Source organism: Neobacillus sp. NPDC093182, from assembly GCF_044754045.1.
This window is the reverse complement of the sequence record NZ_JBIVOI010000006.1, coordinates 58,917-78,381: the sequence shown is the minus strand read 5'-3', so window position 1 is coordinate 78,381 and position 19,465 is coordinate 58,917. Positions and strand designations below refer to the sequence as shown.

Genomic DNA, 19,465 nt, shown 5'->3' with positions numbered 1-19,465 from the left:
TAGGGACAAGTTTGGGGTGATTTTCATTGAAACAAAAAATTTTCGCGATGCTGATTGGCAGCTTACTATTAAGCCTTGGGGTAAACGGGTTTCTCGTTCCCTATCATCTGCTCGATGGCGGGGTGATCGGGTTAGGATTAATCTTTCATTATTTTTACGGATGGCCAACCGGGCTTACCATGATTGTGTTAAGTCTTCCTCTCTATATCCTGGCATGGTTTTTTGAAAGGCGATATTTTTACTACAGTCTGCACGGACTCATTATCTCTTCTTTTTGCATTGACTTACTTTCATTTATTAATGGAAAAATCCAGATTGGTATTTTTCCTAGTACCATTATTGGAGGTATGCTGGTAGGAGTTGGTATTGGTTTAATGCTCCGTTATGATACAAGCACGGGTGGGACTGATTTACTAGCCCAGATTATTACTAAATTTACATCTGTTAATATTGGGATCATTATATTTCTGATTGACGGTCTTGTCATTACTAGCGGGATCCAGGTCGTTGGAATAGAAAAATTCTTTTATTCTCTAGTAACGATTATTTTTGTAGGTTTAATGACTTCGCTGACAGTGATTAGAAAACCTGAACCCTATTAATGCAAAAAAAACGGAACCTGCGGCAAAAGTCGCAGGCTCTTTGTTTAAATCTTAATGTAATGACTTCACCTTATCTGTACAGCTTTCCATCGCTGCCAATACGGAACCGCGAAATTGTCTCTTTTCTAGTTCAGCTACAGCTTCAATCGTCGCCCCGCCTGGTGTGCACACATTATCTTTTAGTTCCCCTGGGTGTATGCCAGTTTCTAGTACCATTTTAGCTGCTCCAAGAACGGCCTGTGCGGCCAAACGATAGGATTTATCTCTAGGAATTCCCTGCTTGACTCCCCCGTCAGCCATGGCTTCTATCAACATGTAAACATAGGCTGGAGAAGAACCGCTTATCGCAGGTACAGCGTCCATTAATCTTTCATCAAGCCTCTCTGTTTTTCCAAACGTATGAAAGAGACGTTCAACCTCCAATACCTCTTCCTCACTAAGCATCTCATTTGAATAAATAGCACTCATCCCTTCACCAACCAAGGAAGGAGTGTTTGGCATTGTCCTAACAGCCTTTACATTAAAACCAAATTCCTTTTCGATATCATCCAATGTAATTCCAGCCGCTATAGTAATAATGGTACATTCAGGATGTATATCATTTTTGATCTCACGAATTACGTTTGAATGCTGATCAGGTTTTACAGCTAGGATTAAAATATCAGCAAACCTAGCTGCTTCTTGATTATCATGGGTCGTTCGTATTTGATAGTTCAGTTTTATTTTTTCAATGGTGCCTTCTGTTTTAGCGCTGGCGATTATGTTTTCTTTTGGGATCATCTTTGATTTAAGGATTCCTTCTATCATCGCTTGAGCCATTTTTCCTGCACCGATAAAGCCGATTTTTTTATCCAAACAAGCTGCACCTTCTTTTTAATTTTCTAGCTTTGTTTTTCTATATATTTCCTTAATGATATCATACGATTTTTTTAGCCTTTCATAAAATAAAGGCTGTTCCCACTCATTCCATGAATACAGAAATACATCTTTTTGATGAAGTACGTTATTTGATTGTCTCGGTATCGTTTGGACGAGTTTACCTTGTTCCGTTGCTGCCACTGCAGCCCGAATCCCTTCAATTGTTTCACTTTTGGATAAACCAGCCTTCCAGATGTCCCCCATCACTTCTTTTAGACTAGGATCCTTAACGTTTACAAGCTGCCAAGGGATCCTTATTTCTATTGTCTTTCTATTTTTGCTTATACTAACATCCGTCAGCGAGTTAAACTGTTCATGTTGTGGATTAGCATTGCCAAACTTTAATACACCTGTTTCATATCCCTCAAACGGTACTAGGGAGTTTGTTGATGGGATTGTCAATTCTTTATTAAGTGCTAACCGAATTGGATGGAATACTCCATTATTTTTTTGATTTGCATATGATTCTCGCTTTACCATATTCAGCATATGTGCGTATAGATAGTAGTAGGTATCATAATAACTGTCTACCATAATACTTGAACCTTTTTCACCCGAAAGATTGATTAAGAAGTCTACACCTAAATCCGTTTGTAGCAAAGTATCTTTTGATAAAGGTATAGTGTTCTGTCCCTGTTCACCAATGGTATCAAGGAGTAAATAAAGTGATTGGCTTTCAAAGTTGACGGAGTCTGCTAAGGATAGAAGAAAGTAAAGATATCCACTATCAGATGAGATTTTAACCTCATTGATTACTTTCTTCTCTTCTTTCGACTGAAAAATAGTTTTACTATTTGTTTCTTTCCAATCAAGTCTGTTACCATCTACTAAAATCGCTGAATCCTTATCCCCTGGTTCAAAAGACAGCAGTCCGAAATGCTGTTCGTTTGTTTGCTGATTGTTCCAGTATGGTCTCCGGTCTGGATTATCGAAATCCATTGTATTCCACGTCCGTTTAAACCACTCATCCTGCCATGTGAAAATTAAACCGCCTGCGTACCCTTCAGAAACGATGGATTGAAATAATTTGCTATTAATTTCTCCTTGTTCTTCTTCAGAATGAAACCCCTGGTCCATTCCGAAGGCATTTTTGTGTGTTAATCCCCTAGAAGATGGCACACCGAATTCGGCTACTAGAACAGGCATTTCATGTGAATCGATCAATTCATTTAAATATCCCGCGTAATTATTCTTTTCACCTGCTGCATCCACATATTCTAGATATTTTTCCTCGTAATTTAGAAAATCAGGATAGTATGGATAAATGTGATAGGAAGCAAATAATCCGGCATAAAATTGGTCAGTGGATAAGATATGGTTTGGATTTATCGAAACTAAATCTTCATTTTCCAATGGCTCTGATGGATGCTCTAACAGGTCAGTCGTTACCCAGTTTGTAAAACTAATCGTATGCTGCCAATTATATTGTGTTGTTTCATAAGCAGCAGCATATTCCATCAATTGAGCTAACCATATTTCAAATGCACTAGCATCTGTTGTTTTGAAATATTCACCATTAAATGCTTGAATATCTTTATGTTTAAGGTTTGTGTTATTAACCATATATGGATCCCACTCTGTCCCCACGATAATTCCAAGCACATATTTTGAGATATCATATTTATAAACACCCGAGGCGTGTCCAGGCCGTTCAGGCAGCTCTGCCTTCCCATGAATGATATCAATTAAATATTTGATTTCCGTTTGAGCATCCTCGACATTTTCAGCAGCGAAGGCATCTTGATTATGAAGCAGCTTTTCTTCATTCACCCAGGAACCATGAAATAGAAATAACGGTTTTTCTGCAGTCAGATTATATTCATAGAAAGCTTCGTAAAACTGAGGAGGGTGCAGCGTATATATTCTAATCGTATTCGCGTTCATTTCACCAATTTTTTTAAACCAGCGTAAATATTCTTCCTTCGAAATGGCTGTCTCTCCTGGAAAATAGCCTGGTTTCCCGATCCCCATATTGACTCCTTTTATCAAGAAATCGTTCCACTCACCATTCTTTTGAACTTGTATATAGGAAGCTCCAGTAGTACTATTGGTCTTGATCTTGTTAACCTCTACTATTTCCACATGCTCTTGTTTGACTGTATTATTTAAACCATTATCTAATAAAGCTTTCATCATAGGAACATATACTTCCCAGTAGAAGGAATCTTGTGTCCCAAACTGCTCCTTCCAAAAGTCAATTCCTTTTGTTTGATAAATGGCAGGAACCTCTGCTTCATCGGCATAATCCCCTGCAAAATAATAAGAATTATATCTTGCATTTTGATGGTGGATAATGGCAGGGAAGTTAGCGGGGATTCCTAGTCCTTGTAACTCTTCCTTCTTCTTAGCTGATATCGGCAGAGTGTATTCTGCTAGAATTTCTTCTTTCTTTCCTGCACGATTAATATCAAACCAATATTGGTATTCCCCCTGCAGTTCTCGATTAAAGAAGTTCTCTCCCTGTTTGGTTAGATTAAATAGGGCGCCGCTTTCTGTTACATCCTTTTGATCTACTACCACAATTTCATTATTTTTATTAACAAAAACAAAACCTTTCCCCTTAAAATCCCATTTAAAGCCATTTTCTTCATATTGCTGTCTTACCCATTCAGGTACCTCTTTATTGTTGAGGTCCGGAAAATACCTGCCAATCCAGCCCGTCCACTCAAGATTTAGGAGATTTGCTATTTTATCCCGGACAATAACTGGAGTCGGACTGGCAAATGTATTAAATTCTGCAATCAATGTTTTTCCTTTAGAGGCGAGTAATGCTTGTTCTATTCGATCTACATCCGATGATTCTAAGCCTCCGTAAATGATGGAAGACCGCTCACCAGTTTCGTTTTCACCTATGAAATTTTCTTCGTACACTCCATATTGATCCGTTAAATAATAAACATCATAGTTTTTTAAATCCTCAGGTAAAGATGTGATGGAGTATTGTTGTCCATCTTTTGGAACAAATCCTTTATAATCCTCATTTATTTGATAAGGCTGTTGATTTTCCTTTACATATTTAGCATTATTCAATATCCAAACGAGTCCTTTGTGTTCCCTGTATGTTTGATCTGGAACAGTCTTATCATAGATCAGCACATTTAATTCTTTAGAAGGCTGTAACAGCCAGAACCAAAAAGGACTTAATAGGATGATAATAAATAGTATCGCATAAACAATTAAGGAGATTTGTTTTGTCATTTTGAAACACCTTTTCTTTTCATTTCTCCCCAGCTTTTATCCCCAACAAGCATTTGCCATACCCCTTCACAACGCCAAAAGACCGTCATGGGCCGATACCAGATGGTTTCAGTTAATGAGTACAGAAAAAGCTTTACAATATCCGTAACTTTTGGGTATTTTGTTAAACTCCACTCTTCTAATAACACTGCTGCCATTGAAAAAAGTGACCCATAAAGGCAAGATAGGAGAAATAATAATATCGCAAATTCAATATAAACACCGCCTAAAAACAGACAGAGAACCATAAATATATATCCGAGGAACTCGATAATGGGTCCCAATAATTCGACAACCCAAAAATAGGGGAAGGAAATAATCCCAATTGAACCGTATTTTGGGTTAAAGGTTAGCCCGCGATGCGTCCATAAACTTTCAAACAGTCCTCGATGCCAACGCCGTCTTTGTCTTCTTAAGATGGTCATATCTTCAGGGACTTCAGTCCAACACACTGGATCGGGAACATAGACAATCTTTTTGTTTACCTTTTTTTCTTTTAATAAGCGGTGAATCCTTACAACTAACTCCATGTCCTCCCCTACGGTATCTGTTTTATAGCCTCCCGCCTCGATGGTCCAATGCTTGGAAAAAACCCCGAAAGCACCTGAAATAATTAACAGCAGATTATGTCTGCTTAAACCTATTCGCCCCATGAGAAAGGCGCGAAGATATTCAATAATCTGCATGATAACTAATGGATTATCACTAAGACCTATTTTTAAAATATGTCCATTCTTTATTTCACAGCCATTTGCAATACGTACACTGCCGCCAGAGGCAATCACCTCTTCATTTGAATCAATTATGGGCTTCATTACCTTAAGAAAGGCATCTGGCTCTAATACAGAATCACCATCCAGGGAGCAAAAGTAGGGATAATGTGAAAAATTAAGGCCAACATTCAATGCATCAGCCTTCCCTCCATTTTCCTTATCAACTAAGAAAAGATTAGAAAGGATAGAGGATTGATATATAGCTTTAATCGGTTTGGAATTAATTTGTTTACGTACAACTCTGCTTATTTCTTTCATGTCGTACTGGTCAATCATTTTTTTCAATGTACTGTCTGTTGAACCATCATTTATTACTATAATTTCAAAGGTGGGATATTTCACACTCAAAAGGGATCGTACACTCTGAATAATCCCCGCTTCCTCGTTATATGCAGGAACAATGATCGAGACAGGTCTTGTGTAAAATTCATCCATATAATCCTCATAAGCCTGTATTCTGTCTAATTGATATTCTTTTCGAAGCTGAAACATTGAAATCATTAAAATAACAGAATAGAAAACAATAACAATTACCATATATACAGCAATAAACCATCCAAAAACTGATACAATATCCAGCCAATTCACATTTAGCATGTTCTAAACTCCTTTATGCAGCCAATCCCAAGCCATGTCTCTTGCAAAAGCGTCCTTAGATGTTTCTAAAACGGATTGCAAAATTTCCTTCCCATTTGGGAACTGACTAATAGATTGGCCAGCCTGTGAACGGACCCACCAAATCTGATCATGCAGCAGCTCAATTAATCTTGGAATTCCTTTTTCTTCCTTAACAGAACCTATCAGTTTTGCCGCCACCATCCTCTCTTGCCAGCTAGAAGAGTACAGCAATTGTAGGCATGGGTCTATTTTACTTACATAGCCTATTTCAGCTAGAGCCTTTAAAGCCCTCAACTTCACTTCACCTTTATAGGTTAAAAATACATTTTCGGTAAACACCCGATATTTTATTGCTTTTTTCAATGAAATAACATCTAGAATGGCGTATTGCAGCGGGGGAGTACTTTTGTGAAAGCTTAATACGAACTGATCGAATAAATCTTGATTTAATCGCATTAATATACCTCGATATTCATACTCTGATAAATAGTGATAGTGATTTGGGAGCAAATCCAGTAAACCGTTAAATTGAAAAGATGCTAGGATTCTCAGTACATGGATAGTTTCTTGATGTGAGATATTCTTCTTTTTACTCAAAAGAACGACTTCGTTTAAAAGATTGGTCATATGAAAGTCTTCGATATGATAAAGAGCATTCATACGATGGCTCCATCTAATACTTTTTAGACGTTTCCGATAGTATCCCTGTAAACAATGAGCTGCCAAATCCGATAATCTTTTTTTCTCTTCCTCACCTTCTAGGATTTTCACATATCTGCTCAGCAGCTCTTCCATTGCCTTTTGTTTGATTACTGTTTCGCAGCCTATTCCTCTAAAATATTGGCCATCAGCGATTATCGAAAAAATTTGTGTGTTAATTTTATTTTTAAAGCGGTCAATTTCTCTTCTTTTTTTGATATCTTTTACCTTCCGAATCATCAAATACAGCAATAATAAAAATAGTAAACACATAAGTGCTAGAGAAATGATAGAAAGAAACATAATCTCTTGATTGGTCATTGCTTCATCCTTTGAATAATTTGTTGTACTCTTGTCTGAAGCTCCTTGATACTAAATGGTTTCGTCACATAATCATCTGCACCCAACCTAAGTGCTCTATCTATTTCGGTTGGACTTTTTCGGCCTGAAAGCATTATTACATAAACCTGTTTGCTGAAGTCGTTACTTTTTACTTTTTGCAAAATCTCGATACCATCCATAACTGGCATAATACCGTCCAGTATCAGTAAATGTTCACCTGACTCTTCTAAGCGCTTAGATTCAAAAAATTGAATACCATCTTCATAAGTTTTTATATCTATTTCAAACTGTTCAATATTCATAAGATTGAGGATTCTCACCAGCATGGTTTGAATCATTTCATCATTATCAACAATTGAAATAAACAGTGTCTGTTTGTTTTGCTGCCTAATAGTTTCCACTCTCATTTTCCTCTTTCGTCTTCATTCCAAAATTTTAATTTCATGCTTGTTATTCTTTTAAATTATGCCCTTTTCAATAAAAAGCATGAAAAGATATATAGATTCTAATCTTAAATATAACGGGGTACAATAAAATTAACTCTGAAAATGATGAAAATTGAAGTTTTTTGTCGATTAATGCGTTGTGGCAGGTAAAAAAAAGAAGCAGGATTCTCATCCTGCCTCTAATTGTTATTTTAAATCATCTGGTGAAAATGCACCTGGAAGAAGGTCTTTTACTGTAATTCTAAGAATATCCCCCTTTAAATTGGTAAGGATAACCTCCATCTCAGCGTCACAAAGCTCAGAAATTACCTGCCGGCAGGCACCACATGGAGAAATTGGCCCATCGGTATCAGCCACCACTACAAGTGAATCAAACTGAGTAACACCATCAGAGTATGCCTTAAATAACGCAGTTCTTTCTGCACAGTTCGTCATTCCATATGAGGCATTTTCAATATTACATCCATGAAATACTTTCCCATCTTTTGCTAAAAGAGCAGCACCAACCTGAAATTTAGAATACGGTACATAGGCATACTCACGCGCTTTTTTAGCTTCTTCTAGAAGTCCTTTTTCGTCCATCTTATTCACACTCCGCAGACAACTTTATTTATTGGAAAAATTTAACCATCCAACTGGCAATAACGCCTCCAAAATAAACACCAAAGACGCCTACTACTGCGGAAAATACAGGAGGTGCGGGTAATGGCAGCCTCATAAATTTAAATATGATTCCTACAATTAATCCTGCAACCAACGCTAATACTACTTCTTTCATTTCATGTCCCTCAAATCGTCAGTTAATAATTGCTTTGAGAAATTTCACCTTTACTAATAGACACTCCTGAACTGGCACCGATTCGAGTGGCACCTGCTTCGATCATGGCAAGTGCATCTTCACGGCTGCGAACGCCTCCAGAAGCTTTTACACCAATATCAGGTCCAACAGTTTCTCGCATTAAACGGATATCTTCAACTGTAGCCCCGCCTGTTGAGAACCCTGTGGAGGTTTTTACAAAATCTGCTCCGGCCTTAACGGAAAGTTCACATGCTCTTACTTTTTCTTCATTTGTTAAAAGACATGTCTCAATAATAACCTTTGTTAATGCTTTACCTTTCGCTGCCTCAACAACGGCTTTAATATCTCTTTCGACTAAATCATCTTGTTTATCCTTAAGTGCGCCGATGTTGATCACCATATCGATTTCATTTGCACCATTTTCAATCGCATTTCTTGTTTCGAATGCTTTCGTTTCTGGTGTAGATGCTCCTAAAGGAAAACCAATTACGGTACATACTTTTACTTCTGGGGTATCTTTAAGCATATCTGCTGATATTTTTACCCAAGTTGGATTGACACATACAGAAGCGAAAGAATATTTCTTTGCCTCTTCAACTAACTTCACGATTTCAGCCTTGGTCGCATTTGCTTTTAATAATGTATGATCAATCATTCTAGTAACATTCTGAGTCATCGTTTATATCCTCCCTGTTTTACAAAGCTATTAATTAAATTCATTTTTATTGCCAATAAAACTATATCAAATAGATTGAACATTTGTAAATACATAATTGAACAAATGTAAACACATAAGTTTTATCTAATAAAAACCTATGAGTTTTTATCCAGTAAAAATTTTGCGGTGAATTGATCGGTTATTAATACATTGGCATAACGACCCTTTAAGGCGCCATAAATCCCCTCAATTTTATTAGGACCACCTGCAACTAGTATCGAATATTCCTTTTTTCGCAGGTCCTCAAGTTTAACACCCAATGTTCGTTCATTTAAGCTCTCATCACATACTTCACCATTTTTATCAAAGAAACGTGAACAAATATCCCCGACTGCTTTTTCATTTAAAGCTTTTTGGTCACTTTCGGTAAAATATCCCATTTGGAATAACAACGAATCCGTCTTGATGGATCCGATGGTAAACAGTGCGATATTAGCCTTTTTACCTAATTCAAGAATTTTTTTAATATGTCGGTCTGCCTCCATTGCCTGTTTTACAACAACATGATCTACAATGGCAGGCAACGGAAGATTGAGAGGTGTTGTGTTGTATGCCTTGCCAAAAAGATACAGGATTTCTGAAGCGTAATTATTGGTTTCCGCGTGACTGACACCGCCTTTTAGCTGAACAACCTTGACATCTTTGACAAATTTCTGTTTTAACTCGACTGCAATGTGGTAAAGTGTTGTTCCCCATGTGACACCTATAATGTCCTGATCCTTTACAATTTCATTAAGATACAATGCTGCTTTTTCTCCAAGATAATTTTTGATAATGTGATTTTCGAATTGTGGGATATGCGTAACGATGGCTCTTTTTAAATTGAACTTTTTTTCAAGCTGACCGGCTAGATTTTCAACGTCTTGAGTTGGGTCCATGATATTTATTTGGACGATTCCCTTTTCTTTTGCCTGCTGCAATAAACGGGACACTGTGGGGCGTGAAATGCCCATTATCTTCGCAATTTCGTTTTGATTATGATCCAATAAATAATATAATTTTGCCGCTTCGATTACTTTACCTAGTTTTTCTTGGTCCACGGTTCATCACCTTCTATCCTGACTTTTTTATTATTATAGCAAGTTATGATGCTAAATCCATATCTTTTTTACATAAGTAAAATGCGAGGTGAACATTAGTTTACACTTACTCTCTTCCTTTATTGTTTGTATTTTCGTTATTAATTGAGGGAATGATTCTTATCATATTTAATCTATCCTTTTCATTTGCCACTAAATAGTCATCCAATACTCTTGATGAGTTCTGCTATACTAGGTAAGGGAATAATTTCCTAAAGGGGGTCTTAAAATGGAGAAACTCGGAGGCATAATATACCGTTATCGAAAATGGGTTCTCGCCCTTTGGATACTGATAATCGGAATATCAGTAGTTTTCGCCTTAAAATTACCTTCTGTATTAAGCGGAAACGGCTTTGAATATAAAGGCGAATACAATGAAACAAGAAAACTGCTTGAAAAAGATTTTGGGCAGGCGAAATCTTCGATTATTCTTGTTTTCCAAAGGGAAAGCAGCGTGAGTGACGATGATTGGAATCAATTCATTCAAACCACCTTCGAGGATCTGAAAGAATTCGATGGTGCTAAAAGTATCACCACGCCTCATGAACGAGATGGAATGATAAAAGAGGATTATGCATATGGGCTTTTATCCTTTGATAAAAGTGCAGAAGACTTAAGTGATGAAATTGACCAATTGAACAAGATTCTAAAAAATAAAAAGGGATTAAAAGTTACGATGACAGGTGAACCTATCATTGTTCAAGACCTTAATATCGCAAGCCAAGAGGATTTAGCGAAAGCTGAAATGATTGGGCTGCCGATTGCATTGATTGTCTTGGTCCTTGCCTTTGGAGGGTTAATTGCTGCCTCCATTCCAATTGTCATAGGGGTTGTATCGATTTTAACGACAATGGGTACTGTTTTCTTTTTTAGTTATGGTACTGATTTGACCATCTTTATTTTAAATATTGTCCCGATGATTGGACTCGCTCTAAGTATTGATTTTGCCTTATTATTAATAAACCGTTACAAAGAGGAATTACAAACCAACTCTATTGAGGAGGCAGTTAAAATTAGCGTCGCAACCGCTGGACGTTCCATTATCTTTTCAGGACTTTGTGTTTTTATTGGCTTATCGGCATTATGGTTTATTCAGATTGATATTTTTCAGAATGTTGCTCTCGGCGGTATGGCAGTTGTTTTTATTTCTGCCTTCTGTGCCTTAACCTTTCTCCCTGCCTTACTAGCTGTTCTTGGAGCTAATATTAACAAATTCAGCGTCCTTCGGGTAACCGATAATAAAACGAGCATTTGGCATAGATTTGCAAAGTTTGTAATGAGGCGCCCAGTTATTATGGCTGCAGCAGCACTAGCCATACTCCTTGCTGGTCTTGTACCTGTTGCTCAGATGACACTGTCAATCCCTGGGACAGAATCACTTCCGGCAAAATATCCATCAAGAGCAGCATTTGAAGCCTTCGAGGAGAATTTTATTCCTAAGGATAAGCGAAATGAAAAGAAAGTATCAGTTGTGCTTGAAACAAAAGGAAATATTTTAGACACAGGTAATCTTAAGAAGGTGAGCAGATTTCTTGATCAACTTTCGAAGGATAAACTGGTTAACGCCGTTGATTCCCCTTTTTCTGCGACAGGCATTCAAGATGAAGAAATGTTATCTCAACTGCTGCTGTTTGGACAAAAAGATCAGACTGCGCCTATACTGGACTATTTTGTTCGAGACAATAATATGCTGATTGAAATATATTTAAATACAAATGATCATTCCGCTGAGGCTAGGGAATGGATTCGTGATTGGTCCAGCAGGGACTTGGGCTTGACTGCCCATTTTGGAGGGGCGATTAAGTTTGAGCAGGAAATCTTTGATGAGATTTTTGAAAAAGCGCCTTATGGATTGTTATTAATTGTCATCTCTACCTTCTTTATTCTGATGGCGGCTTTCCGCTCAATCCTAATACCACTAAAGGCAATTTTAATGAATATATTAAGCCTAAGCTGTACGTTCGGAATTGTCGTCTGGATTTTCCAGCAGGGGCATTTAGGAGCAGAGCCTGCAGATATTGCCCTCATTTTACCGGTTTTTGTATTTACCCTCGTCTTTGGACTTTCAATGGATTACGAAGTGTTTTTGATTTCGAGAATTCAGGAGTTTTATTTGAAAACAGGTGATAATACAGAGGCAACAATATCCGGCTTAACGTATACTAGTAAAATTATTACATCCGCAGCTGCCATTATGATTGTTGTTACAGGGGCTTTTGCCTTCACAGGCGTCATGCCGATCAAGCAGTTAGGGGTCGGAATTGCCATTGCCATTTTTATTGACGCCACCATTGTCAGGATGGTTCTTGTTCCCGCTTTAATGAAATTATTTGGAGATTGGAACTGGTGGTTCTTTGGATTTAAGAATAAAGGTTTAACAAAACACAAAAAGAAGCCGGCCTAATTTCTCGGCTGGCTTTTCCAATCTTAGATATTTTTAGCGTATTGCTCGTTTGGTACTTTACTTAATGTAACATATAAGCTTACAGGTTCATTACCTGTATTATTAAAGGCCAGCTCCTCTTCACCGCCTACATGTACTAAATCTGCTTCCGATACCTCAGTTTCTTGACCATCAATAATAAATGTACCGCTTCCGGTTACTACATAAAGATATACCTCTGTTCCCGGGTGCTTATGAACGGGAAGCTGCTGTCTAGGTAAGAAATTCAATACAAATGCTGTCGTTTCTCCTTTTTTGTAAATAATCCGTTTTGTAAATCTTTCTTCGCTATATTCCATATAGGCTTTTACTGAATTTTTCTCCATCCTAAATTTCCTCCTAGTGATCTTATATGTATATTCTAACTGAAAATGATTTTCAATTAAGTGAAGCACATCACTGTTTATTGTTTTTTCATATGGTACCAGGAAAAATTCTTGTAAAACTCTTCATTTATCGTTACCGCTTCTTGCTGCTAGGAAATCTTTTAATGCCCTCGGTACAAATAAGACTTCCTAAAAATCCAACTAAGATGCTTGATGACATGATTTTTAAGGCATAAAAAATACCTGTTCCAGTAATACAATCGAGTATTAAAAATTTTTTTATGGTTGACCCTTTAATTGTGTAGAAAACAACTTTATTTTGTTTTTTCATATTCACATATCACACCCATTTTATTTTTCCTAATGATATGATTACTTCAGATTGTCTTATTCCTCATTACTTAAATAAGAAATGCGGACATCCGTAATTGAAGGCCGCATCCATTGCTTGCGTAAGCTATCTACATGTTCACTATATTTAGTAAACTAAACTCTAAGCGTTATCCAATTCACTTAACTCTTGCAGTAACCATTAATGTCCCTTTATTAAGTGCTTGTTTCCACGGGAACAAGCACCTCCCTACAGAGTTACATCCAGTTTTCCTAGGGGTGGCGACCCCTAGGCGCTGCAGCTAGACAAAAAAAGAAGTTCAATGAACTTCTTTATGACATAAAGGAAATGATAACTTTTTGAGGAACTTCTATCTCATCTTCATTTTTTGTTTTCAATCGTCCACATGAAGGCATTTCAAATGAGAAATCCTCGACCTTTGCAGGGATAATACCCTTTTGCTTTAATTGTGAAAATACGAGCTGCATTCCATCTTCTGTCGAAAGGGTTTTATTCAACCCTTCTACCTGAAAACACTCCACACAGGTTTCAATAATATTCTCGGAAATTTGTTCCTCTGAAAACACTAATTTTGCCCCGGCAATCTTCTCTACTTCCATATTTTCCAGTTCAATGATTGTTGTAATATTCATATACCAAAACCTCCACCTTTTGTCTCTTTTATTATAAGTAATCTCCCTAAAGAATTTTTTTGAAACCCCTTTAATTCACTTTTTATTCATATGTTTTTGACAAATTTCTGTCACTTTTAAGGTTTTTTTCTTATGTATCAATATAAACGGATTGCCAAATAATAACACAAAGAAGTTTAGAGGAGGCTGACATATGAACAATAAAAAGTTATTCCTTTTACTCTTCATTAGCACGATTATTTGGTCTCAATTTCCATCTAGTATGTTTGCAGAAGAAAGCAGTACAGTGAATAACCATGGAATAGTCGATCTACGAATAATTGAGACGACTGACCTCCATGCAGCTATAGTGAATTATGATTATTATCAGACTAAAATGGATAATAATATTGGGCTTGTAAAAACGGCAAGCCTTATTCATCAAGCAAGAAGTGAAGCAGTCAATTCCTTATTGTTTGATGACGGTGATCATTTAAAAGGTAATCCGCTGGGTGAATACTTAGTAAGAATACGAGGGATTCAAAAAGGAAAAGTACATCCTGTATACCGAGCTTTTAATTATTTAAAATATGATGCGATTACAATTGGAAATCATGAATTTAATTATGGTCTAAAGTTTTTAAACGCAGTTCTTAAGGGATTGAAAATGCCTGTTGTTAATGCAAATGTTTATTCGGTTAAAAAGAATAAACCCTATTTCAAACCTTATGTTATTTTAAAGAGAAATGTTATTGATAAGCAAGGCATGGAACATGAATTGAATATTGGGGTAATTGGATTTATGCCGCCGCAAATAATGAGATGGGACAAGGCAAATTTAGAGGGAAAAGTGATAGCCCGGCCAATCGTTGAAAGTGCAAAGGAATTCGTGCCTCGCATGAAGGAAGAAGGCGCTGATATGATTATCGCACTCGCTCATACAGGAATAGATAGTGAACCTTATCACCCAGAAACGGAAAACGCAGTCTATTACCTTAGTGATATTCCAGAAATTGATGTAATTTTAGCTGGACATTCTCATAGCGTATTTCCAGGACCCGCCTTTAAAGATTTACCTATGGCAAACATTGACGAAGGAAAAATCAAAGGAAAACCTGTTGTAATGGCAGGTGCCTTTGGCAGCCGTCTTGGAATTATTGATCTAGAGCTTGAGGTTAAAGACGGGAAGTGGAAAGTTGTAAATAGTACATCATTTACAAGAGCGATTGCAGATGAAACCGGAAACCCCCTTGTGAAGACAGATAAAAAATTATTCAAACTGATTAAACCTGAGCATCAGGAAACGGTCGATTTCTTAAAGAAGCTTGGTTTATAGCCATTTAAATGGATGCAGAGACTTTATAGTGACCGTACTTTGTCTGGATTTCGGTCACTATAAAGCTCTTATAGTAACAATAGCTGCTATTCGTTAAATTTTTTGAAAATCAAAGTGGCATTATGGCCGCCAAACCCTAATGAGTTGGACAAAACCACTTGAACATCCTTCTTCTTTGCCACGTTAGGGACATAATCTAAATCCAGTTGGTCATCAGGTGTTTGATAATTAATGGTTGGCGGTATGATACCATCCTTAATTGCTAGAAGAGAAAAAATTGCCTCTACTGCCCCAGTTGCTCCCAACATGTGGCCAGTCATTGATTTCGTGGAACTAACAGATAATCTATAGGCATGTTCTTTAAAAACTTCTTTGATGGCTAATGTTTCATACAAATCATTATAATAGGTGGACGTGCCATGAGTATTGATATAGTCAACTTGATTAGGAGTAATTCCTGCATCTGCTAATGCTAATTTCATTGCTCTTCCTGCCCCTTCACCCTCTGGTGCAGGAGTCGTAATATGATGGGCATCACCTGTAGCTCCATATCCAATTAATTCTCCGTAAATGGCAGCACCGCGAGCCAATGCGTGTTCTAATTCTTCTAATACGAGAATACCAGCGCCTTCCCCAATGACAAATCCATCACGATCCTTATCAAATGGCCTGCTTGCAGTGGACGGGTCGGGATTTTTTGAAAGTGCAGTCATATTCGAAAATCCCGCGACCGCCATAGCCGTAATAGTTGCTTCGGTTCCGCCGGCAATCATCACATCCACATCGCCCTTTTGAATCACGCGGAATGCATCACCAATGGAATTGGCACCGGACGCACAGGCTGTAACCGAACAATTGTTGATTCCTTTAGCACCAAGTGAAATCGATACTTGTCCTGCTGCCATATCGGGAATAAACATCGGTATCGTAAACGGATTGACCCTTCGTTGGCCTTTTTCAATAAACTTCCGATGTTGTTCCTCGAATTCAGCTAAGCCGCCAATTCCTGACCCAATCCAAACGCCGACCCGTTCTGGTTGAATTCCCTCTCCAATTTCGATCCCTGCGTCCTTAACAGCCATTTGACTTGCAGCAATAGCAAATTGGCTATAACGCCCCATCCTTCTAGCTTCTCTTTTATCCATAAACTCTTCTGGTGCAAAGCCCTTAACTTCCGCTGCAATCTTGACGTCAACCATTTCTACATCAAAAAGGGTAGCAGGGCCAATACCGGAAACACCACTCTTAATCTGTTCCCATGATGTATGAGCATCATTTCCCAAAGGAGTGACTGCTCCAATACCTGTAATCACTACTCTTTTATTCATTCAATGCTCACTCCCAAATATATTTTTGGATGATTCTTATACTCTTTCTCTAGTTTAACGAATTCAGAGCCGCCGGACAAATTAATTCACTTCGGCACTGCCTATCTCTTCATTAGCATACAGCAAAAAACGATAGGTGACCCTATCGTTTCTCCTGCCTGCTATAAAGTAACACCTGTTTTAAAAATAGCAATCTCTCTAAAATCATTTTTTTCGTTATTCACCAGTTCACCGCTTGCAACCTTGATGATGTAATGAATGAATTCTCGTAACACTACATCTGATTCTTTTTCCAAGAGTACTCCTGCATTAAAGTCAATCCAATGAGGCTTTGCCTCGTAAATTGGAGTATTGGTTGATATCTTCATGGTTGGAACAAAGGCTCCAAACGGTGTTCCGCGACCCGTCGTAAACAGAACCAATTGACAGCCTGCAGCTGCTAAAGCCGAAGAGGCAACTAGGTCATTTCCTAGGGCACTTAATAAGTTTAGACCCTTTTCTTTAATCATTTCTCCGTATTTAAGGACATCGGTTACAACAGATGTACCTGCTTTTTGAGTACAGCCAAGTGATTTATCCTCCAGGGTAGTAATACCGCCGGCTTTATTCCCTGGTGATGGATTTTCATAAACAGGCTGTTTTATTTTGAATGAAGTATTCCTTGAATTCATTAATTAATTCAACGGTTTTTTCAAAGACTTCACCATCTGCTGCCCGTTCCATCAAAATCGTTTCCGCGCCAAACATTTCAGGTACTTCTGTCAACACCGTCGTTCCGCCTTGAGATACTAAGAAATCTGAGAATCTTCCTAATAACGGATTAGCCGTAATACCCGAGAGTCCATCGGAACCACCGCATTTTAAACCAACCTTTAGTTCAGATAAAGGCACTGGTTCCCGCTTATCATCCCTAGCATTCTCATAGATTTCCTTAAATATGAAAACGGTTTCTATCTTAATAAAGAATCTTTAAACTTTTGTGCAAATATTTAAGATAATATAATTAGAGATAATACAAATTATTAATATCCTAGTATTTAACGAAAAAGTTTATAATAGATATATACATAAGACAAAAAAAGATAAAGGATTTGGTATGAATGATTGGATTAGTAGTGATTTTAATTTTGGTTTTATTTTTGCCTTTTTCAGTAAAAAAGGTCGAACACAATTTGGAAATTTTCTTATTTGTGATGGGTTTTGCGGCCGCATCGATTAGCGGCATGATGAATCTGCATTTAGTTGAAAAAGCTCTGATTGATCCTATTACGATTACTCTAGCAGTCTTAATTGCAGGATTAGTTTGTAAATGGGGACAGGTTCAGCTGGAGAAATCTATACTGTGGATGAACAAAATTCTATCTCCTAGGATTTTCTTTGGATTAACCGTCATTATTTTAGGACTGGCCTCAAGCATTATTACTGCGATCATAGCAGCCATTGTGCTAGTTATTATCATTAACGTGCTTCCACTAGACCGTAAATCTGAAATTCGCTTTACTGTGTTAGCATGTTTTTCGATTGGACTTGGTGCAGCCTTAACACCAATTGGTGAGCCATTAGCAACGATTACAATTAGTAAGTTAAATGAAGACTTCTTCTACTTATTGAAATTAATCGGTCCTGAAGTGATTCCTGCTGTGGTGATTTTTGGTATATTGACATTTATATTAGTTAAACCACAAGATAGTGAAGATAGTCTAACCGCAGAGCAAAAAGTTGAAAGCTATAAAGAGATTTTGATTCGTTCGGCCAAAATCTACTTATTTGTTATGGGATTAACCTTCCTTGGACATGGATTTGAACCTTTAATTAATGAGTATATTCTTGGGCTTCATCCAATGCTCCTCTATTGGATCAATATGATTTCTGCCATTTTGGACAACGCTACTCTAGCAGCAGCCGAAATTAGTCCAGCGATGGACCAAGAAACGATTCGTGCCGTATTGATGGGGCTTATCATCAGTGGAGGTATGCTAATCCCTGGAAATATCCCTAATATTATTGCAGCAGGAAAACTCAACATTACAAGTAAAGAATGGGCAAGTTTCGGGGTCCCGGTTGGTCTTATTACGATGGCCGTTTATTTTGTTATTTTGTTTGTTTTTTAGTAATAAAGAAAGAATCGATTCCACATAAAGTGGTACCGATTCTTTCTTATTTTGTCAGCATATTCATGCGGAGAATTGCTTTTTCCTTCATTAATGGAGTAAACAAAGAAAAGCAGTTTTTACCCTGCTCTTTAGAATGATACATGGCAAGGTCCGTGTTTTTAATTAGATCTTCCATATTCTCACCATGAATGGGATGCAAACTAATGCCGATACTTGGTGAAATCGTAAACTTTTGTCCGTAAATATAAAATGGTTCTTTCATTACTTTTAATATTTCTTTACTTACTTCAAATGCCTCTTCTGCTGATAGAATTTTCGGCATAAAGATTATAAATTCATCCCAGCCAAATCTCGCTAAAACATTATCAGCTTGAATAACCCCTGCTAATCTGTTAGCAACGGCTTGTAATAACTGGTCCCCTGCATGTCCCAGGCTATCATTAATAACTTTAAAATGGTCTAAATCTAGCAATAGAACTCCCTTCATCATATGTATTTTATAAGTGATAGATTGACAATTAATCATATAGTATAAGTGATTATTTATCGGTAAAGATTTTTAACAATTTGACAAAAAAAATTTCATATTTTCTAATTATCGTAAAAAAATACTCAAAACATGTACATGATTTCTGCAAAAAAGAAGGAATTCAGTGGAAGCGTAAGTATTGTACAATTGAAAAAAGAAGTACAAACCTTCTGTCAATTAGGGAATATGGGACCC

At 37.3% G+C, this 19,465-nt stretch carries 17 protein-coding genes and 1 pseudogene; 4 read left to right on the top strand and 14 right to left on the bottom strand.

The features are described 5' to 3' along the window. Window positions 1-26 precede the first annotated feature (26 nt). Window positions 27-602, top strand: a complete 576-nt coding sequence (locus ACIQAA_RS12690; protein ID WP_402619717.1) for a YitT family protein — start codon at window positions 27-29, stop codon at window positions 600-602. Between the two features lie 51 nt (window positions 603-653). Here the strand turns inward: ACIQAA_RS12690 and proC are convergent, their stop codons facing one another. The 9 genes from proC to ACIQAA_RS12645 form a co-directional block, all read right to left on the bottom strand. After that, on the bottom strand, window positions 654-1,457 hold the full coding sequence (gene proC, locus ACIQAA_RS12685; RefSeq protein WP_402619715.1) for a pyrroline-5-carboxylate reductase: 804 nt from the start codon (window positions 1,455-1,457) through the stop codon (window positions 654-656). Between the two features lie 18 nt (window positions 1,458-1,475). Beyond that, window positions 1,476-4,718, bottom strand: a complete 3,243-nt coding sequence (locus tag ACIQAA_RS12680; protein WP_402619712.1) for a hypothetical protein — start codon at window positions 4,716-4,718, stop codon at window positions 1,476-1,478. Next, window positions 4,715-6,127, bottom strand: coding sequence for a glycosyltransferase family 2 protein (locus ACIQAA_RS12675; RefSeq protein ID WP_402619710.1), 1,413 nt, complete (start codon window positions 6,125-6,127; stop codon window positions 4,715-4,717). Before ACIQAA_RS12675 ends, ACIQAA_RS12680 begins: the two co-directional genes overlap by 4 nt. A gap of 3 nt (window positions 6,128-6,130) precedes the next feature. Further along, window positions 6,131-7,168: a HEAT repeat domain-containing protein gene (locus ACIQAA_RS12670; RefSeq protein WP_402619707.1), complete on the bottom strand. Its 1,038-nt coding sequence runs from the start codon at window positions 7,166-7,168 to the stop codon at window positions 6,131-6,133. Then, window positions 7,165-7,590 (bottom strand): response regulator, encoded by a 426-nt coding sequence (locus tag ACIQAA_RS12665; RefSeq protein WP_402619704.1) that lies wholly within the window; start codon window positions 7,588-7,590, stop codon window positions 7,165-7,167. Before ACIQAA_RS12665 ends, ACIQAA_RS12670 begins: the two co-directional genes overlap by 4 nt. Window positions 7,591-7,821: 231 nt before the next feature. Beyond that, window positions 7,822-8,217: a cytidine deaminase gene (locus ACIQAA_RS12660; RefSeq protein WP_402619701.1), complete on the bottom strand. Its 396-nt coding sequence runs from the start codon at window positions 8,215-8,217 to the stop codon at window positions 7,822-7,824. 28 nt (window positions 8,218-8,245) lie between these two features. Then, window positions 8,246-8,413: a XapX domain-containing protein gene (locus ACIQAA_RS12655; RefSeq protein WP_283864051.1), complete on the bottom strand. Its 168-nt coding sequence runs from the start codon at window positions 8,411-8,413 to the stop codon at window positions 8,246-8,248. 22 nt (window positions 8,414-8,435) lie between these two features. Continuing rightward, window positions 8,436-9,110: a deoxyribose-phosphate aldolase gene (gene deoC, locus ACIQAA_RS12650; RefSeq protein WP_402619699.1), complete on the bottom strand. Its 675-nt coding sequence runs from the start codon at window positions 9,108-9,110 to the stop codon at window positions 8,436-8,438. A 137-nt stretch (window positions 9,111-9,247) separates the two neighbouring features. Further along, entirely contained in the window at window positions 9,248-10,192 is a 945-nt protein-coding gene (locus ACIQAA_RS12645; RefSeq protein ID WP_402619696.1) for a DNA-binding transcriptional repressor DeoR, read from the bottom strand. A gap of 268 nt (window positions 10,193-10,460) precedes the next feature. Here ACIQAA_RS12645 and ACIQAA_RS12640 point away from each other — a divergent pair, with 268 nt between their 5' ends. Beyond that, complete coding sequence (locus ACIQAA_RS12640) at window positions 10,461-12,635, top strand: MMPL family transporter (RefSeq protein WP_402619694.1); 2,175 nt, start codon at window positions 10,461-10,463, stop codon at window positions 12,633-12,635. A 23-nt stretch (window positions 12,636-12,658) separates the two neighbouring features. Here ACIQAA_RS12640 and ACIQAA_RS12635 read toward each other — a convergent pair whose 3' ends face one another. Beyond that, entirely contained in the window at window positions 12,659-13,000 is a 342-nt protein-coding gene (locus ACIQAA_RS12635) for a cupin domain-containing protein (RefSeq protein WP_402619691.1), read from the bottom strand. A gap of 663 nt (window positions 13,001-13,663) precedes the next feature. Next, window positions 13,664-13,984 (bottom strand): hypothetical protein, encoded by a 321-nt coding sequence (locus ACIQAA_RS12630; RefSeq protein WP_402619689.1) that lies wholly within the window; start codon window positions 13,982-13,984, stop codon window positions 13,664-13,666. A gap of 193 nt (window positions 13,985-14,177) precedes the next feature. On the opposite strand from ACIQAA_RS12630, the gene ACIQAA_RS12625 reads away from it, so the two are divergent. After that, complete coding sequence (locus tag ACIQAA_RS12625) at window positions 14,178-15,299, top strand: metallophosphoesterase (RefSeq protein ID WP_402619686.1); 1,122 nt, start codon at window positions 14,178-14,180, stop codon at window positions 15,297-15,299. An 86-nt stretch (window positions 15,300-15,385) separates the two neighbouring features. On the opposite strand, the gene fabF is transcribed toward ACIQAA_RS12625, so the two are convergent. Both fabF and ACIQAA_RS12615 read right to left on the bottom strand, forming a co-directional pair. Continuing rightward, window positions 15,386-16,627, bottom strand: a complete 1,242-nt coding sequence (gene fabF / locus ACIQAA_RS12620) for a beta-ketoacyl-ACP synthase II (protein ID WP_402619684.1) — start codon at window positions 16,625-16,627, stop codon at window positions 15,386-15,388. Window positions 16,628-16,788: 161 nt separating this feature from the next. Continuing rightward, a pseudogene (locus tag ACIQAA_RS12615) lies at window positions 16,789-17,572 on the bottom strand (UxaA family hydrolase); the annotation flags it as partial. A 155-nt stretch (window positions 17,573-17,727) separates the two neighbouring features. Between ACIQAA_RS12615 and ACIQAA_RS12610 the strand changes: the two are divergent. After that, window positions 17,728-18,738, top strand: a complete 1,011-nt coding sequence (locus ACIQAA_RS12610) for a DUF1646 family protein (protein ID WP_402619681.1) — start codon at window positions 17,728-17,730, stop codon at window positions 18,736-18,738. Window positions 18,739-18,784: 46 nt separating this feature from the next. Here the strand turns inward: ACIQAA_RS12610 and ACIQAA_RS12605 are convergent, their stop codons facing one another. Then, entirely contained in the window at window positions 18,785-19,228 is a 444-nt protein-coding gene (locus tag ACIQAA_RS12605; RefSeq protein ID WP_402619679.1) for a diguanylate cyclase domain-containing protein, read from the bottom strand. Window positions 19,229-19,465: the final 237 nt, after the last annotated feature.

Coding starts and splice junctions, on each gene's coding strand:
- ACIQAA_RS12635 (WP_402619691.1), bottom strand. CDS start 13,000: ATGGAGAAAAATTCAGTAAAAGCCTATATGGAATATAGCGAAGAAAGA.
- ACIQAA_RS12605 (WP_402619679.1), bottom strand. CDS start 19,228: ATGAAGGGAGTTCTATTGCTAGATTTAGACCATTTTAAAGTTATTAAT.
- ACIQAA_RS12610 (WP_402619681.1), top strand. CDS start 17,728: ATGATTGGATTAGTAGTGATTTTAATTTTGGTTTTATTTTTGCCTTTT.
- ACIQAA_RS12680 (WP_402619712.1), bottom strand. CDS start 4,718: ATGACAAAACAAATCTCCTTAATTGTTTATGCGATACTATTTATTATC.
- ACIQAA_RS12660 (WP_402619701.1), bottom strand. CDS start 8,217: ATGGACGAAAAAGGACTTCTAGAAGAAGCTAAAAAAGCGCGTGAGTAT.
- deoC (WP_402619699.1), bottom strand. CDS start 9,110: ATGACTCAGAATGTTACTAGAATGATTGATCATACATTATTAAAAGCA.
- ACIQAA_RS12670 (WP_402619707.1), bottom strand. CDS start 7,168: ATGACCAATCAAGAGATTATGTTTCTTTCTATCATTTCTCTAGCACTT.
- ACIQAA_RS12625 (WP_402619686.1), top strand. CDS start 14,178: ATGAACAATAAAAAGTTATTCCTTTTACTCTTCATTAGCACGATTATT.
- fabF (WP_402619684.1), bottom strand. CDS start 16,627: ATGAATAAAAGAGTAGTGATTACAGGTATTGGAGCAGTCACTCCTTTG.
- ACIQAA_RS12675 (WP_402619710.1), bottom strand. CDS start 6,127: ATGCTAAATGTGAATTGGCTGGATATTGTATCAGTTTTTGGATGGTTT.
- ACIQAA_RS12655 (WP_283864051.1), bottom strand. CDS start 8,413: ATGAAAGAAGTAGTATTAGCGTTGGTTGCAGGATTAATTGTAGGAATC.
- ACIQAA_RS12640 (WP_402619694.1), top strand. CDS start 10,461: ATGGAGAAACTCGGAGGCATAATATACCGTTATCGAAAATGGGTTCTC.
- ACIQAA_RS12630 (WP_402619689.1), bottom strand. CDS start 13,984: ATGAATATTACAACAATCATTGAACTGGAAAATATGGAAGTAGAGAAG.